Origin of the sequence: Brenneria corticis, assembly GCF_003115855.1 — a bacterium.
GTDB classification, from domain to species: domain Bacteria; phylum Pseudomonadota; class Gammaproteobacteria; order Enterobacterales; family Enterobacteriaceae; genus Brenneria; species Brenneria corticis.
On record NZ_KZ819071.1, the window covers coordinates 47486 to 64179 of the forward strand.

Annotated in this window: 16 protein-coding genes; 15 read left to right on the forward strand and 1 reads right to left on the reverse strand. The window is 57.2% G+C overall.

What is annotated here, in order from left to right; all coding sequences use genetic code 11:
• The first annotated feature begins 205 nt into the window (after nucleotides 1–205).
• From pstS to DDT56_RS00305, 13 genes are all read left to right on the forward strand, one after another.
• Nucleotides 206–1246 (forward strand): phosphate ABC transporter substrate-binding protein PstS, encoded by a 1041-nt coding sequence (gene pstS, locus DDT56_RS00245; RefSeq protein ID WP_136164523.1) that lies wholly within the window; start codon nucleotides 206–208, stop codon nucleotides 1244–1246.
• A 205-nt stretch (nucleotides 1247–1451) separates the two neighbouring features.
• The gene (pstC, locus tag DDT56_RS00250; protein ID WP_136164524.1) at nucleotides 1452–2411 is read left to right on the forward strand and encodes a phosphate ABC transporter permease PstC; all 960 of its coding nucleotides are present in this window, start codon (nucleotides 1452–1454) and stop codon (nucleotides 2409–2411) included.
• Nucleotides 2411–3298: a phosphate ABC transporter permease PstA gene (pstA, locus tag DDT56_RS00255; protein ID WP_136164525.1), complete on the forward strand. Its 888-nt coding sequence runs from the start codon at nucleotides 2411–2413 to the stop codon at nucleotides 3296–3298. Before pstC ends, pstA begins: the two co-directional genes overlap by 1 nt.
• 50 nt (nucleotides 3299–3348) lie before the next feature.
• Nucleotides 3349–4125: a phosphate ABC transporter ATP-binding protein PstB gene (gene pstB / locus DDT56_RS00260; protein WP_009115080.1), complete on the forward strand. Its 777-nt coding sequence runs from the start codon at nucleotides 3349–3351 to the stop codon at nucleotides 4123–4125.
• A gap of 14 nt (nucleotides 4126–4139) precedes the next feature.
• The gene (gene phoU / locus DDT56_RS00265) at nucleotides 4140–4871 is read left to right on the forward strand and encodes a phosphate signaling complex protein PhoU (RefSeq protein ID WP_009115081.1); all 732 of its coding nucleotides are present in this window, start codon (nucleotides 4140–4142) and stop codon (nucleotides 4869–4871) included.
• 338 nt (nucleotides 4872–5209) lie between these two features.
• On the forward strand, nucleotides 5210–5548 hold the full coding sequence (locus tag DDT56_RS00270; RefSeq protein ID WP_009115083.1) for a helix-turn-helix domain-containing protein: 339 nt from the start codon (nucleotides 5210–5212) through the stop codon (nucleotides 5546–5548).
• A gap of 278 nt (nucleotides 5549–5826) precedes the next feature.
• Nucleotides 5827–7359 (forward strand): ABC transporter substrate-binding protein, encoded by a 1533-nt coding sequence (locus DDT56_RS00275; protein WP_136164526.1) that lies wholly within the window; start codon nucleotides 5827–5829, stop codon nucleotides 7357–7359.
• Between the two features lie 65 nt (nucleotides 7360–7424).
• Complete coding sequence (locus DDT56_RS00280; RefSeq protein WP_136164527.1) at nucleotides 7425–8342, forward strand: ABC transporter permease; 918 nt, start codon at nucleotides 7425–7427, stop codon at nucleotides 8340–8342.
• Nucleotides 8343–8351: 9 nt separating this feature from the next.
• Entirely contained in the window at nucleotides 8352–9284 is a 933-nt protein-coding gene (locus tag DDT56_RS00285; protein WP_136164528.1) for an ABC transporter permease, read from the forward strand.
• A gap of 10 nt (nucleotides 9285–9294) precedes the next feature.
• Nucleotides 9295–10290: an ABC transporter ATP-binding protein gene (locus tag DDT56_RS00290; protein ID WP_136164529.1), complete on the forward strand. Its 996-nt coding sequence runs from the start codon at nucleotides 9295–9297 to the stop codon at nucleotides 10288–10290.
• Entirely contained in the window at nucleotides 10287–11159 is an 873-nt protein-coding gene (locus tag DDT56_RS00295) for an ATP-binding cassette domain-containing protein (protein ID WP_136164530.1), read from the forward strand. The genes DDT56_RS00290 and DDT56_RS00295 overlap by 4 nt, the downstream gene beginning before the upstream one ends.
• An 81-nt stretch (nucleotides 11160–11240) precedes the next feature.
• Nucleotides 11241–12677: a M20 family metallopeptidase gene (locus tag DDT56_RS00300; protein WP_136164531.1), complete on the forward strand. Its 1437-nt coding sequence runs from the start codon at nucleotides 11241–11243 to the stop codon at nucleotides 12675–12677.
• Between the two features lie 22 nt (nucleotides 12678–12699).
• A complete protein-coding gene (locus DDT56_RS00305; RefSeq protein ID WP_136164532.1) occupies nucleotides 12700–13629 on the forward strand; it encodes a LysR family transcriptional regulator in 930 nt (309 codons plus the stop codon).
• Nucleotides 13630–13670: 41 nt separating this feature from the next.
• On the opposite strand, the gene DDT56_RS00310 is transcribed toward DDT56_RS00305, so the two are convergent.
• A complete protein-coding gene (locus DDT56_RS00310) occupies nucleotides 13671–14630 on the reverse strand; it encodes a DMT family transporter (RefSeq protein ID WP_136164533.1) in 960 nt (319 codons plus the stop codon).
• 145 nt (nucleotides 14631–14775) lie between these two features.
• Between DDT56_RS00310 and DDT56_RS00315 the strand changes: the two genes are divergently transcribed.
• Nucleotides 14776–15261: an Lrp/AsnC family transcriptional regulator gene (locus DDT56_RS00315; RefSeq protein WP_009115092.1), complete on the forward strand. Its 486-nt coding sequence runs from the start codon at nucleotides 14776–14778 to the stop codon at nucleotides 15259–15261.
• Nucleotides 15262–15472: 211 nt separating this feature from the next.
• Nucleotides 15473–16489, forward strand: a complete 1017-nt coding sequence (locus DDT56_RS00320) for a 1-aminocyclopropane-1-carboxylate deaminase (RefSeq protein ID WP_136164534.1) — start codon at nucleotides 15473–15475, stop codon at nucleotides 16487–16489.
• Nucleotides 16490–16694 lie beyond the last annotated feature (205 nt).

Here is a 16694-nt window from a genome sequence, read left to right on the forward strand (position 1 = left end):
CGTCGCCATGTTGGGCTGTGGCGTATATGTAGCCAGTTATATCCGCCTTTCCATCTAGAAGCGCCTGAACCGTCCGCTATGTCATAAAACTGTCACATTACATACATTTTACTGTCACCCAACTGTCCTATTTTTCCTCCTGCACACTACACTCTGATTAATCACGACTCCGGGTCGACATTTTTGCTATCCCACAGGAGGGATTATGAAAATCATGCGTACCACTATCGCCAGTATCGCCGCGGCGGCGTTTTCGCTGACGGCGGTTTCCGCCTTTGCCGCCGTCAATCTCACCGGCGCCGGAGCGACGTTCCCCGCGCCGGTCTATGCCAAATGGGCTGACACCTATCAGAAAGAAACCGGTAATAAAGTCAACTATCAGGGCATCGGATCGTCAGGCGGCGTAAAACAGATTATCGCCAAGACCGTGGATTTCGGCGCGACGGATGCGCCGCTGTCCGACGATAAGCTGGCGCAGGACGGCCTGTTCCAGTTCCCGACGGTTATCGGCGGCGTGGTGCTGGCGGTTAACATTCCGGGCATCAAATCCGGCGATCTGACGCTGGACGGTAAAACGCTGGGTGATATCTACCTGGGTAAAATCAAGAAGTGGAACGATCCCGCCATCACCAAACTGAACCCGAACGCCAAGCTGCCGGATCAGGATATTGCGGTGGTGCGTCGCGCCGATGGTTCGGGCACCTCTTTCGTGTTCACCAGCTACCTGGCGAAAGTGAATGCGGAGTGGAAGGAAAAAATCGGTTCCGGCTCCACGGTTAACTGGCCGACCGGTCTGGGCGGCAAAGGCAACGACGGGATTGCCGCGTTCGTTCAGCGTCTGCCCGGTTCCATCGGCTACGTTGAATACGCGTACGCCAAGCAGAATAACCTGGCCTACACCAAACTGGTTTCCGCGGACGGTAAAGTGGTCAGCCCGACCGGGGAAAGTTTCAGTAATGCGGCCAAAGGCGCAGACTGGAGCGCCTCTTTCGCTCAGGATCTGACCAACCAGAAAGGCGAGGATGCCTGGCCGATCTCTTCAACCACCTTTATTCTGGTGCAGAAACAGCAGCCGAAAGCCGAGCTGGGCACCGAAGTGCTGAAGTTCTTTGACTGGGCTTATACCAAAGGCGGCGATGAGGCAACGGCACTGGATTATGCTATTTTACCCACTGAAGTGGTAGAGCAGATCCGCGCCGCCTGGAAGGCCAATATCAAAGACGGCAGCGGTAAAGCGCTGTATTGAAAATAACCGGCATCAAGAATAATTAGTATTAAAAACAATTGCATTAAGCATAATTGTATTAAAATCGTACCAGGTGCCTTGTGTTTGATCGCAAGGCCGTAAGCTAAGTTGCTGCTGGATTGATAATGGGGCAAAGAGGTCTGATGACCTCTTTGCCCCAACGGCACTTTGGTATCAAACGCGGTTAAATTGAGAAGAGAGACGCATGGCTGAGTACAAGCCAACTATCAAAGCCCCCGGGAAACATGGCGATATCATTTTTGGCGCGCTGGTGAAACTGGCCGCGCTGGTGACGCTGTTGTTGTTAGGGGGCATTATTGTTTCCCTGATTGTGGCCTCCTGGCCCAGCATCGAAAAATTTGGTTTTTCCTTTCTGTGGACTAAAGACTGGGATGCGCCGGCCGAGCAATTCGGCGCCCTGGTGCCGATCTACGGCACCGTTGTCACCTCGCTGATCGCCCTGATTATCGCCATACCCATCAGCTTCGGCATCGCGCTGTTTTTGACCGAACTGGCGCCGGGCTGGCTGCGGCGCCCTCTGGGGGTGGCCATCGAGCTGCTGGCCGCCATCCCCAGCATCGTCTACGGCATGTGGGGGCTGTTTGTTTTTGCGCCGCTGTTCGCCAAATATTTCCAACAGCCGTTAGGCAGCGTGCTGTCCGGTATCCCGATTGTCGGCGCGCTGTTCTCCGGTCCGGCGTTTGGCATCGGCATTCTTGCCGCCGGGGTGATTCTGGCCATCATGATTATTCCGTACATCGCGGCGGTGATGCGCGACGTGTTTGAACAGACGCCGGTGATGATGAAAGAGTCCGCCTACGGCATTGGCTGCACCACCTGGGAAGTTATCTGGCATATCGTTCTGCCTTACACCAAAAACGGGGTGATTGGCGGCATTATGCTGGGGCTGGGGCGCGCGCTGGGCGAAACCATGGCGGTCACCTTTATTATCGGCAATACCTACCAGCTGGACAGCATATCGCTGTATATGCCCGGCAACAGTATTACCTCGGCGCTGGCCAATGAATTCGCCGAGGCGGAGTCCGGCCTGCATACCGCCGCCCTGATGGAGCTGGGGCTGATCCTGTTTATGATTACCTTTATCGTTCTGGCGTGTTCGAAGTTGATGATTATGCGTCTGACAAAGAATGAGGGGACGCGCTGATGGCTGCGTTAAACACGGAACAACAAGCGTCGCTGGCGCGTTCGCGACATAAAATGCAGGCCTGGCGGCGTCATAAAAACCGCATTGCCCTGTGTTTATCCATGGTCACCATGGCGTTCGGCCTTTTCTGGCTGGTGTGGATCCTGTTTTCAACCATCAGCAAAGGGATGGACGGCATGTCGCTGGCGTTATTTACCGAAATGACGCCGCCGCCGAATAGTCCGGGCGGCGGGCTGGCGAACGCCATTGTCGGCAGCGGCCTGCTGATCCTGTGGGCGACGGTGTTGGGCACGCCGCTGGGGATTATGGCCGGTATCTATCTGGCGGAATACGGGCGGAAATCATGGGTCGCAGAAGTGATTCGCTTTATTAACGATATCCTGCTTTCCGCGCCGTCCATCGTGGTCGGGCTGTTCGTCTATACCCTGGTGGTGGCGAAAATGCAGCACTTCTCCGGCTGGGCCGGGGTGATTGCGCTGGCATTGTTGCAGATACCCATTGTTATCCGCACCACGGAAAATATGCTCAAGCTGGTGCCGGACAGCCTGCGCGAAGCGGCGTATGCGCTGGGAACCCCGAAATGGAAGATGATTTCCGCCATCACGCTGAAAGCCTCGGTTTCCGGCATTATGACCGGGATTTTACTGGCGATAGCGCGCATTGCCGGGGAAACCGCGCCGCTGCTGTTTACCTCGCTCTCCAATCAGTTCTGGAGCACGGACCTGATGCACCCGATCGCCAACCTGCCGGTCACCATATTCAAGTTCGCCATGAGTCCGTTTGTCGAGTGGCAGCAGCTGGCCTGGGCGGGGGTATTGCTGATTACCCTGTGCGTTCTACTGCTGAATATACTGGCGCGGGTTATTTTTTCCGCAAAGAAACACTAATAATTTTAAGGCGTTGCCTTGCAGCGCCCGTGTAAAAGAGAGAAGTCTTGATGAGTATGGCTACTGAGACATCCACCAGTAAAATCCAGGTTCGCAATCTGAATTTCTATTATGGGAAATTCCATGCGCTAAAGGATATCACGCTAGATATTGCCGCCAATCAGGTTACCGCCTTTATCGGCCCGTCGGGCTGCGGCAAGTCCACGTTACTGCGTACCCTGAATAAAATGTATCAGCTCTATCCGGAGCAGCGCGCCGAAGGCGATATTCTGCTTGATGGCAATAATATCCTGACCGATAAACAGGATATCGCGCTGCTGAGGGCCAAGGTGGGGATGGTTTTCCAGAAGCCGACGCCGTTTCCGATGTCCATTTACGACAACATCGCTTTCGGCGTACGCTTGTTTGAAAAATTATCGCGCGCGGATATGGATGAACGGGTGCAGTGGGCGCTGACCAAAGCGGCGCTGTGGCACGAAACCAAAGACAAGCTGCACCAGAGCGGTTACAGCCTGTCGGGCGGTCAGCAGCAGCGCTTGTGCATCGCGCGCGGCATCGCCATCCGTCCCGACGTGCTGCTGCTGGATGAGCCCTGCTCCGCCCTGGATCCTATCTCCACCGGCAGAATTGAAGAGCTGATTTCCGAGCTGAAAAAAGATTACACCGTGGTCATCGTCACCCACAATATGCAGCAGGCCGCGCGTTGTTCGGACCATACGGCGTTTATGTATCTGGGTGAACTGATCGAATTCAGCGATACCGACACCCTGTTCACTGCGCCACGGCAGAAACAGACCGAAGATTACATCACCGGCCGCTACGGTTGATTACGGGAAGCATCATGGAAAATCTGAATCTGAACAAACATATTTCCGGGCAGTTCAACGCCGAGCTGGAACATATCCGCACCCAGGTGTTGACCATGGGCGGGCTGGTGGAGCAGCAACTGACCGACGCCATCACCGCGATGCATAACCAGGATGCCGAGCTGGCGCAGCGCGTGGTGGAAGGGGATGCCAAAGTCAACATGATGGAAGTGACGATTGACGAGGCCTGCGTGCGCATCATCGCCAAACGCCAGCCCACCGCCAGCGACCTGCGTCTGGTGATGGCGATCATCAAAACCATCTCCGAGCTGGAACGCATCGGCGACGTGGCGGACAAGATATGCCGCACCGCGCTGGAAAAGTTTTCTCATCAGCATCAGCCGCTGCTGGTCAGCCTGGAGTCGCTGGGGCGCCACACGGTGCAAATGCTGCACGACGTGCTGGATGCGTTCGCCCGGATGGATCTGGATGAGGCGGTGCGTATCTATCGTGAAGATAAAAAGGTGGATAAGGAGTACGAAGGGATTGTGCGTCAGTTGATGACGCACATGATGGAAGACTCCCGCACCATCCCCAGCGTGCTGACGGCGCTGTTCTGCGCCCGCTCCATCGAGCGTATCGGCGACCGTTGCCAGAATATCTGCGAATTTATCTTCTATTTCGTCAAAGGTCAGGATTTCCGCCACCTGGGCGGCGACGCATTGGAGAAACTGCTGGTGGAGAAAGAGGGTAAAAAACAGGGGTAGTTTGCCAACGGGGTTTGCTTTTACTTGGTTTTAGGAAAAACACGGGGATGGATAGGGATACACCGCCCCGTGGTGGTTTTGGTGTTGAAATTGTATGGTGATTGTCCGTTGTTGAGTTGTTGTATGTGGCTTGCTGTTTTTTCCCGCCTGGTTCCAATACCACCTGTTTCCGTCGTTCACTGTTGCAGAATTTATCGACTCCTATCCCTATGTTCCATTTCACCTTTCTCAATACGGTGATTTTTATTGAGCTTCCTTGCAGGATGTATAAAATTTTATACATACGTGAGGGATAAGGTACGTTATCAAGCGGTAATCATTGAGCGGAGAAAGGAAAAATGACTAATCATATCGACGTTAAGTCTCGTCATATCACGGCGGCGACCGATAATATTTTTTCAGATCTCGGCTTTTCCGCAGAGAAAGCGGAAGCATTGCTATCAGAGTCCGATAAAGAAATTGAACAGGCTTTGGCTATGAAGAAAGCGCTGATGGCTTCAATAGCTGCCTGGATAAAATCGCAAGGATACCGCCAATCTGAGGCTGCAAACGTTTTGCATGTTTCCCGTCCTCGCATATCTGATGTCGTGAATCAAAAAACAGAGAAGTTTACCCTTGATTCTTTGGTTGGAATGGCGGGGAAAATTGGTAAGCGAGTAAAACTGGTGATTGAATAGCTTGCTCTCCGTTGTTGCTTTTAAATAGTGCAAAAAAAGAGCATCCCCGCACTATTAGCGCGCTAATTATCTAGATGAAACGCTTATACGAAAAACGTAACTTAATTTCTCAGCCGCAGTATTCAAAAATAGTGCACGCCACGTCTACGGTTTCTCATTTTTAGAAATCACTTACCTAAAATCTGTAAGGTTATAAATCCGCTATTGGCTTCACTCTTGCAATGATTACACCGTGGGTATTCAGCATGGTTTATTCATTAACGGCGTGGAGAAATAGCATGACTCGTTCCCTGGCAAGACGGATACAACAATACGCTTTATCTGCATTACTGATGGGATGTGCTTCATACGGCTATGCGGGCAAGCAGAACGATACTCTGGTGTATGCCTCGGACAACGAGGTGGAGAATATCAGCCCTTATCATAATACCCTGCGCGAAGGGGTGATTATTTCCAACCTGGTGTGGGACCGGCTGATCTATCGCGATCCCAAAACCGGCGAATATGAACCCCAGCTGGCCGCCTCGTGGGAATGGGATTCGCCGGAAATACTGGTTCTGCATTTGCGCAAAGGGATTAAATTCCATAACGGCGATGATTTTACCGCCGATGACGTGGTTTACACCTTCACTAATATTGCCGGCGATAATACCGATTCCGTGATGCCCCAGAGCGTCAACTGGATAAAGGAAACCGAAAAGGTCGATGACTACACGGTAAAACTGCATCTGGAAAAACCGTTCCCGGCGGCGCTGGAATATTTGTCCGGTCCGACGCCGATCTTTCCCGCCAAATACTTCCAGCAGGTTAAGCTGGCCGGCTTCAGTAAAGCCCCGATTGGCACCGGCCCTTATAAGGTCACCAGCGTGACGCCGGCGCAGGGGGTCGCCATGGAAAGAAATGCCTCTTACTTTAAGGAAAGCCCGATTGGACAACCCAAAATCGGCAAGCTGCAGTTTGTGGTGATCCGCGATCCGGAAACCCGGCTGGCGCAGCTGATGACCGGTCAGGTTGACTGGATCTGGCGCGTGCCGGCGGATCAGATCGCCTCGCTGGAAACCATGCCGAATATCGCGGTGAAAAGCGGCGAAACCATGCGCATCGGCTTTCTGGCGCTGAACACCAACGCCGGCGGGCCGGGCGGGGAGCCGTTCAAGGATCTGCGCGTCCGTCAGGCGGTGAACCACGCCATCAACCGCCAGGGGATGGTGGATAATCTGGTGCGCGGCGGCAGCCAGCCGGTCTATTCCGCCTGTTTCTCCGCCCAGACCGCCTGTAACACCAGCAAAGTGATCAAATATGAGTACGACCCGGAAAAAGCCAAACGGTTACTGGCGGAGGCCGGCTACCCCAACGGTTTTGATACCGATATCTGGGCCTATCGCGAACGGGACTACGCCGAGGCCATTATCGGCGATCTGCGCAAGGTCGGCATCAATGCCCGGCTGCATTATGTGCAGTACTCGGTGCTGGCGGCCGATTTGATTTCCGGCAAGGCGCCGCTGGCGGTGCGAACCTGGGGCTCTTATTCCATCAACGATGCCTCCGCTTTCGTCACCCCTTATTTCGGCGGCAAGGGGGATGATATCTGGAAAGACGCGGAGGTCACCGGCCTGCTGGCCAAGGCCGATGAAACCATCGATACCAAACAGCGCAGCGCCCTGTATGCGGACGTGCTGGGGCGCATTTCTTCCCAGGCGTATCTGGCGCCGCTGTTTTCCTATTCAACCAACTATGCCTTTACCTCCGACCTGAACTTTGACAGCTGGCCGGATGAGCTGCCGCGCTTCGCGCTGGCGAGCTGGAAGTAACAGGCCCTGGGAATCGGCAGCGTTATCGATTCCCCCCGATATCCGGTGAGAATGAGGAACAGCTCATGATTATCTATATGTTGCATCGGCTGCTCGTGGCGCTGGCGGTGCTGTTTACCGTGGCGATCGTCAGTTTCTCTCTCCTGCATCTTTCCGGCGATCTGGCGGCGGCGATTGCCGGACCGGACGCCACGGCCGAGGTGGTCGAGCGTATTCGGGTGCAGTATGGGCTGGATCAGCCGTTAACCACGCAGTTCGCGCACTGGATGTGGTCGGCGCTGCATCTCGATTTCGGCCGCTCGTTCTATTTTGAAAATACGGTGATGGAACTGGTAGGCCAGAGAATGCCCATTACGCTGAAGCTGGGGGCGGTTTCCCTGCTGCTGGCGCTGGTGGTGGCGATTCCTCTCGGGGTGCTGGCCGCGGTGTTCCGCGATACCTGGATCGACAGATGTTCCATCTTTATTTCCGTTATCGGACAGGCGATGCCGAATTTCTGGTTTGCCCTGCTGCTGATCGTCGTCTTTGCCGTGGGTCTGAAATGGCTGCCGGTGGCGGGAAACGGCAGCTGGCAGAACTTTGTGTTGCCGGCGATCGCCCTTGGTTATTACGCCATGCCGTCGCTGATGCGCCTGACGCGCTCCGGCATGCTGGACGTGCTGGGCTCGGACTATGTCCGCACCGCGCGGGCCAAGGGGCTGAGCGCCTTCCGGGTCATCGTCAAGCACGGTCTGCGTAACGCCATTATTCCGGTGGTGGCGCTGGCGACGGTGGAACTGGGCTTTATGCTGGGCGGCTCGGTGGTGATTGAGTCGGTGTTTGCCCTGCAGGGATTGGGGCAACTGGCGTGGGATTCCATTTCCCGCAACGACTTTCCCGTGGTGCAGGCCATCGTACTGATTATCTCGGTGTTTTATATCGGGCTGACCTTTCTGGCCGATGTCCTTAATGCGGCGCTCGACCCGCGTCTGCGTACCTCATAGGGAGCTTCCATGAAAACCTCTTCATCACTCTCTTCCGCGCTGGCGGCCAAGGCGCCGATGCCCGAAGCGGGGCTGATTGCGGAGCCCGCGCCCTGGCGCAAGTGGCTCGGCAGCGTTCTCGGCCATCACAGCATGACGCTCGGCCTGACTATTCTGGCGGTGATTGTGCTGGCGGCCGTCCTTGCGCCGTTAATCAGCCCGCACGATCCCTACGCGCAGGATGTGAGCCGGCGTCTGATACCGCCGGTATGGCATGAAAAAGGCGGTTGGGAACATATTCTGGGCACCGACAAGCTGGGGCGCGACTATCTGAGCCGGCTGCTGTTCGGGGCCAGGGTGTCGTTAACCATCGGTCTGGTTTCGGTGCTGGTGGCCGGTTTTATCGGCATCACGCTGGGGGTGCTGGCCGGCTATTTCGGCGGGCGGGTGGATGCGCTGGTCAGCTATATCCTGACGGTCCGCCTGTCCATGCCGATCATCCTGGTGGCGCTGGCGACCGCTTCGCTGGTGGGCGGCTCGGTGAAAGTGGTGATCCTGCTGCTCGGGTTACTGCTGTGGGATCGCTTTCTGATTGTGTCCCGCTCGGTTACCCGCCAGCTGCGCGAGGCGGAGTTTATCGCCGCCGCCAAGACGCTGGGCGCCTCCTCGCTGTTCATTATGCTGCGCGAAATCCTGCCCAATCTGCTTGGCCCGCTGACGGTGGTGGCGACGCTGGAAATCGCCCACGCCATTCTGCTGGAGGCCACGCTCTCTTTCCTCGGGCTGGGCGTACAGCCGCCGATGCCGTCATGGGGGCTGATGGTGGCGGAAGGCAAGGCGTACATGTTCTTTCAACCCTGGGTCATCCTGATCCCCGGCATTGTGCTGGCCGTTCTGGTGCTGGGGATCAATCTGGTGGGAGACGGCCTGCGCGACATTACCGCGCTGGACGGACGTAACTGAGGAAAAGGCCATGAATAACGACATTTTGCTGGATGTAAAAAACCTGCGGGTCGATCTCCCCACGTCCCGCGGTACGCTGCATGCGGTGCGCGGGCTGGATTTTTCGGTACGGCGCGGGGAAATGCTGTGCCTGGTGGGCGAGTCCGGCTGCGGCAAGTCGATGACGTCGCTGGCGCTGATGGATCTGCTGCCGCGCAAGGCGGTACGCACCGCGGACCATATGCTCTTCAAAGGCACCGAGTTGCAGTCGCTGAAAAAGCGCGACATTACCGCGCTGCGCGGCGACCAGATGTCGATGATTTTTCAGGAGCCGATGACCTCGCTGAATCCCTCGTTCACGCTGGGCAATCAACTGTGCGAAACGCTCCTGGCGCACCGCAGGGTTTCCCTGGCGCAGGCCCGCGAACGGGCGGTTTATCTGATGGAGCGCGTGGGCATCCCCATGGCCGCCGAGCGTCTGAATCAGTATCCCCACCAGCTTTCCGGCGGCCTGCGCCAGCGCATCATGATCGCCATGGCGCTGATGTGCGAGCCGGAGCTGATTATCGCCGACGAACCGACCACCGCGCTGGACGTCACCATTCAGGCGCAGATCCTGCGCATGCTGCGCGAACTGCAGCGGGAGTTCGGCATGGCGGTGATTTTCATCACCCATGATTTGGGGGTGGTGGCGCGTATCGCCGATCGGGTGGCGGTGATGTACGCCGGGCAGATTGTGGAAACCGCCCCGGTGATGGCGTTATTTAACCAGCCGCAGCATCCCTATACCCAGGCCCTGCTCGACTGCATTCCGATACAGGGCAAGACCATACCGGGCCAGCCGCTAAAGGCGATCCCCGGTGTGGTGCCCAGTCTGATCGGCGTGCAGCAGGGCTGCGCGTTCAGTAATCGCTGTTCCCACTGTACCGATGCCTGTCGCCAGGAAACGCCGTATGTCAATGTAACGGAGCGGCACGCGGTTCGCTGCCTGCGGGCCTTGCCGGTACGGGATGCGGAGGTCGCATGAGCCAGAGCCTGAACCCTAGTGCGGCGACGTCGGCGTTGCCGACGCATATTCCGGGCAATGATGATATCGCGCTGGAGCTGTGTTCCCTATCGCGGGTTTTTCGTCTTAATCGCGGTCTGTTTACCCGCGCGGGCGAGATCCGGGCGGTAAATGATGTTTCCCTGCGTATCCGGCGGGGAGAAACGCTGGGGCTGGTGGGGGAATCCGGATGCGGCAAAAGCACGCTGGCCAAAATGCTGCTGGGCCTGCTGCCGCCGACTTCCGGCAACGTGCTGATCGAAGGCCGTGAAATCGACTCCGGCAAGCGCAAGGAGATGGCGTCGCGCATTCAGCCCATTTTTCAGGATCCCTACTCGTCGCTCAACCCGCGACGCACCGTCGCGGATATTGTGGAGGTGGCGTTGCGTCTGCACGGTATCGGCACGCCCGATGAGCGCAAAGCGCGCGTCAGGGAAATGCTGGACGTGGTCGGCATGCCCGCCCGGACGCACAGCCAGTATCCAGGCCAGCTTTCCGGCGGCCAGCGCCAGCGGGTGGCGATCGCCCGGGCGCTGATTATGCGTCCCGACATTCTGATCTGCGACGAGCCGACGTCGGCGCTGGATGTGTCCGTCCAGGCGCAGATCCTCAATCTGCTGCTGGCGCTTAAACAGGAGTTCGGCTTGACCTACCTGCTTATCAGCCACAACCTGTCGGTGGTGGAGCATCTGGTGGATCATGTGGCGGTAATGCAGAGAGGGTCGATTGTCGAACAGGGCACGCGCGAGCAGATTTTCCACGCGCCGCGGCATCCTTATACCAAATCGCTGTTGGCGTCGGTGCTGACGCCGGAGCCGGGGCTGGGCATTCCGGATATCGAAGCGCAGTAACCGCAACGAACGCATAACGCGCCGACAGGCAGCCGTTCCACTGTCGGCACTGAATATCGGATAACAGAGGACAGAGTGACGATGACGCGTGAAAAGAGTATCCAGGCAACCGTGGATTATTTTACTTCCGGCGAATTTACCCAAACCCTGGCGCGCCGGGTGGCATACCGCACGGAAAGCCAGAATGCCGACAGCGAGCCCGTTCTGCTGTCCTACCTGACGGATGAGATGATACCCGCGTTGCAGGCGTTGGGGTTCGAATACCTGATCGTGGAGAACCCGGTCGGCGGCAAAGGCCCCTTTTTGCTGGCGCGGCGCATGGAGCCTGAGGCCGCGCTGACGCTGTTAACCTACGGCCACGGCGATGTGGTGCGCGGCTATGACGACCAGTGGCGGGAGGGGCTATCGCCGTGGGAGCTGGTTGAGGACGGCAACCGCTGGTATGGGCGCGGCACCGCCGACAACAAAGGGCAGCACACCATCAACCTGGCGGCGCTGGAGCAGGTGCTGAAGGCGCGCGACGGCCACCTTGGCTACAACGTGAAAATCATTCTGGAGATGGGGGAAGAGGACGGCTCGCCGGGGCTGAACGAGGTTTGCGCGCAATACCGCGACTGGCTGAGCGCCGATCTGTTTATCGCCTCCGACGGGCCGCGGATATCCGCCGCCCGTCCGACCCTGTTTCTGGGATCGCGCGGGGTGTTCAATTTTGAACTGCGGGTGGAGGCGCGCGAAGGGGCGCACCATTCCGGCAACTGGGGCGGGCTGTTGAGCAACCCCGGCATCCGTCTGGCCCATGCCCTTGCCGGCATGGTGGACGCCCGCGGTCGTATTCTGGTGCCGGGACTGCGGCCGCCGGCGATATCCGCGACCATGCGTCATATTCTTGCGGATATCGAACTGGGCGGCGGAGCGACGGACCCGGCTATCGATCCCGAATGGGGAGAGCCGGGGCTGACGGCGGCGGAGAAACTTTATGGCTGGAATACTCTGGACGTGCTGGCGTTCGTCACCGGTAATCCGCACAAGCCCGCCCACGCCATTCCGCCGCGGGCCGACGCGCATTGCCATATGCGCTACGTGGTGGGCAGCGACGTGGCGAACTTCGGCCGCCATATCCGCCGTCATCTGGATGACAACGGATTCGCCGACGTGGAGATGGTTAACGCCGTCAGCCATTACGCCGCCACCCGGCTCGATCCCAATGATTTGTGGGTGGAATGGGGGAAGGAGTCGATAACCCGCACGTCCGGCGTCAAAACCGCGGTGCTGCCGAACTTCGGCGGCGGGTTGCCGAACGCCTGCTTCTCGGAAACGCTGGGCTTGCCGACGCTGTGGGTGCCGCACTCCTATCCGGCCTGTTCGCAGCACGCGCCCAATGAGCATATTCTGGCGGATACGACGCTGGAAGCCCTTAAAATCATGACCGGTCTGCTGTGGGATCTGGCCGAACAGGGAGCGGATATCGTCCGTCTGCGTTCACAGCTACAGAAATCGCAGTCGGCGGAAACGGTATAAGCGTAAAAGCGCAGGAGGGCCGATGCACAGCAACGAAATTCGTTACTTTATGGCGGTGGCCAATAGCGGTTCGCTGAGCGCCGCCAGCCAGCAGCTATTTGTTGCCGTTTCAGCCATCAGCAGGCAGATCCAGCGGCTGGAGGCCCGGCTGGGCGTCCCTTTGTTCGAGCGCCATGCCCGGGGCATGATACTGAATGACGCCGGGCATATTCTGGAAAATCACGTGCGGCGCAGCGTGGCGGATATGGAGCTGGCGATCGCCGAAATAGAAGGGTTGCAATCGGCGCGCCAGACCACCATCCGCGTGGTCTGCACCGACGGCATCGGCTTTAATCTGCTGCCGACCCTGATGGCGCAGTTCAGGCAGCGGCATGCGGCGGTCAACTTTGTGCTGACGGTGGGCAGCGCCAGACAGGTGCCCGAGCTGGTTCGCAACGGCGAATGCGATGTGGCGCTGAAGTTCAGCCTGGCGCCGGAACACGGCGTTCAGGTTATCGCCTCTTTTTCCGCGCCCTTTATGGCGGTGATGAAAGCGGATCACCCGCTGGCGTCAAGGGATTTTCAGCTCGACGACCTGAATACCTACCCCATCGTGCTGCCCGATCAGGCGGCCACGGTGCGCCAGCTTTTTGATCTTTCATGCCGGATGAACGGCGTTTTCATCGATCCGGTATTCACCAGCAATCATTTCTCCACCCTGTACGCCTTTTTGCTCGATACGCCGGACGCCATCGCCATATGCAGCCATTTTTCCGTGTTGTACAGCGCCCGCCGCGACGGTTTGCAGGTGAAGTCGATCAATATGGAGCAGCTGGGCCAGCGCACCCTGCAGATCCAGGCCGAGGTCGGCAAGGCGACCACCGCGGCGCTGAAAGATTTCGTCGAGTTTTTACGTGATGAGCTGACGATACAGGATGCGCAGTTTCGCCGGGAGTACGCGGTTTTAGGGTGATGCGGCCCCGCATTGCGCGCCGGGCGACTAGCGCCGGGAGGTCAGCGCTGCGCGGGGCAAGGCCTGGCCAGCGTGACGATCAGCATGCCGGCGATAATGGCCGTAACGCCAATAATCAGCCCCGGGGTTAACGCCTCATTCAGCAACAGAATCGAGATAATCAGCCCGACGACCGGCACGCCCAGCATGGAGGACGCCATGCTGGTGCTGGAGATCCACTGGCTGGCGGTATTGACGGCGCAGAAACAGAAGGCGGTGGCGAGCGGGCCGACAAACAGCGATATTTCCCACAGGCGCAGCGAGTTATCCCCGGTGTACGGCCCTTCTTTATACCAGGCGATGATAATCAGCGGCACGGCGGCGATCAGCATCTGCCAGGGCGCCAGATGATAGGCGCTGGACGCGCCGCGGTGGTGGCGCAGATGCAGGATGCAGATGGCCCAGCAGAATGAGGCGATCAGCAGCATGGCATTGGCGCGCAGCGCGTCGCTGTCCGCCCAGTCCAGCGTCAGCGGGTTAAACAGCATGGCGACCCCGGCGATCCCCAGCAGCGAGCCGACCAGCTCCTGACGGGTTACGCGTTGTCTGAAGAGCAGAATGGCGCCCGGCAGAACCCATAATGGCGTGGTGTAGGCCAGAATGGCGGAACGACCGGCGGGGATCGCCACCATGGCGATGGCGCCCAGCGCGGTGAACGTCAGCATCTGGAGCAGGCCGACGCTGAATAGCAGGGGAATATCGCGGCGTTGCGGCAGCTTCAGCGTACCGGTGACGATCTGGATAAGGAACAGGCAGAGTCCGCCCAGCGTGAAACGCAGCGCGGAAAACCACAGCGGCGTAATATGTTCCAGTCCGAGTTTCATTACCGGCCAGTTGGCGCCCCAAATCAGGATCGCCAGCAAAAGCAGCATAATTCCCCCAGCCTGGCGCAGCGATAATGCGCCGGCCGATTTATCTTTCAGCCAGACTATTTTCTTATTTCTTAATGAGGGAAAAATCATTTTATATTTTCTTTACGGACAGTGACTGGATAAAACCAGTTTATTATTTTTCTGACGGAAATTTTTTCCCTTATTAACGGTGATATTTTTGTTGCCAGGGCGATTTTTCCCATCGAGTGGTAATTAACAGGAAAGGTTTTCTTTTATGCGTAAACTGGATAAAACCGATATCAGCATCCTCAATAAGCTACAGGAAAATGCCAAGGTCACCCATGCTGAATTGGCGAAAGCGGTCAATCTTTCCACCACGCCCTGTTTTAACCGGGTGAAAGCGCTGGAGGAGCTTGGGCTTATCCGCCAGCAGGTCACGCTGCTTTCGCCGCAGCGGCTTGGGCTGCACGTAAACGTGTTTATCCACGTCAGCCTCGACCGCCAGGTGGAAGAGGTGCTGCAACGCTTCGAACAGGCCATCGCCGAGCGTCCGGAAGTGATGGAGTGCTATCTGATGACCGGAGACGCGGACTATCTTCTGCGGGTTTTGGTTAAAAATATCAATGAGATAGAGAGTTTTATCCTCAATCATCTGACCCGTATTCCCGGGGTGGCCAATATCCGATCCAGCTTTGCGCTCAAGCAGGTGCGCTATAAGACTACCCTGCCTCTGCCGCCGGAGGGGATGGTGCTGCCGTAGCGGTTAATTTTATTTCGTTATGAGGCAGTTTTTTTAAGATAAAGGATTGGTTTTGGCGGGTTTTTGAAATTTAAAGGATAAATTTTAATAAATTTAGCAATTTAAACTCATCCGTTTATGGGTAATATGATGGCTATGGGATGACGGTATTTCTCAATGGAATATTGACAACCTGCGGCTACCATTCCTTATTATTTAGCGGAGCGTTATTATGAATCTGGAGAAATTTCCACGTTATCCATTAACTTTTGGCCCTTCCCCGATTACGCCGATGAAAAGACTCAGCGAATATTTAGGGGGAGAGGTGGAAATATATGCCAAGCGCGAAGATTGTAATAGCGGCCTGGCGTTTGGCGGCAATAAAACCCGTAAACTGGAATACCTTATTCCCGAGGCTTTGGAACAGGGATGCGATACGCTGGTTTCCATCGGCGGCATTCAATCGAACCAGACGCGTCAGGTCGCCGCCGTTGCCGCTCATCTGGGAATGAAATGTATTCTGGTGCAGGAAAACTGGGTAAATTACGCCGACGCGGTGTATGACCGGGTGGGTAATATCGAGCTGTCGCGCATTATGGGCGCGGATGTCCGCCTGGATGCCGCCGGTTTTGATATCGGCATCCGGGAAAGCTGGAAAAACGCCATGGAAGAGGCGTCGCAGAATGGCGGCAAACCGTTCCCGATCCCGGCCGGCTGTTCCGAACACCCTTACGGCGGTCTGGGCTTCGTCGGTTTCGCCGAGGAAGTTCGTCAGCAGGAAAAAGAGCTGGGCTTCAAGTTTGACTACATCGTGGTCTGTTCCGTCACCGGCAGCACCCAGGCCGGCATGGTGGTCGGGTTTGCCGCCGACGGCCGCTCCCGCAACGTCATCGGTATTGATGCGTCGGCGAAACCGGAAAAAACCAAGGCGCAGATCCTGCGTATTGCGCAGAACACGGCAAATCTGGTGGAGCTGGGCCGGGAGATCACCGAAGAAGACGTGGTGCTGGATACCCGCTACGGCGGGCCGGAATACGGTCTGCCGAGCGAGGGCACGCTGGAAGCCATTCGCTTGTGCGCCCGTCTGGAAGGGGTGATGACCGATCCGGTGTATGAAGGCAAATCCATGCAGGGGATGATCGGTATGATCCGCAACGGTGAATTCCCCAAAGGCTCGAAAGTGCTCTACGCCCATCTGGGCGGCGCCCCGGCGCTGAGCGCCTACAGCTATATTTTCCGTAACGGCTGACGGACAGTATTGTGCCCGCGGGTGGGTTCTGGACAGCCAGGTAATCTTATGGTCGTCATCCTCGCGAAAGCGGGGATCTCAGCAACACCGAACCGCCAGCGAGAGCAGATCCCCGCCTAGTTCCGCGGGGATGACGGAGGTGATTGCCGCGGGGGTGACCACTGGTGGTATAGGTCATGACGGTTTGATCCGTTAGGATTTTGTC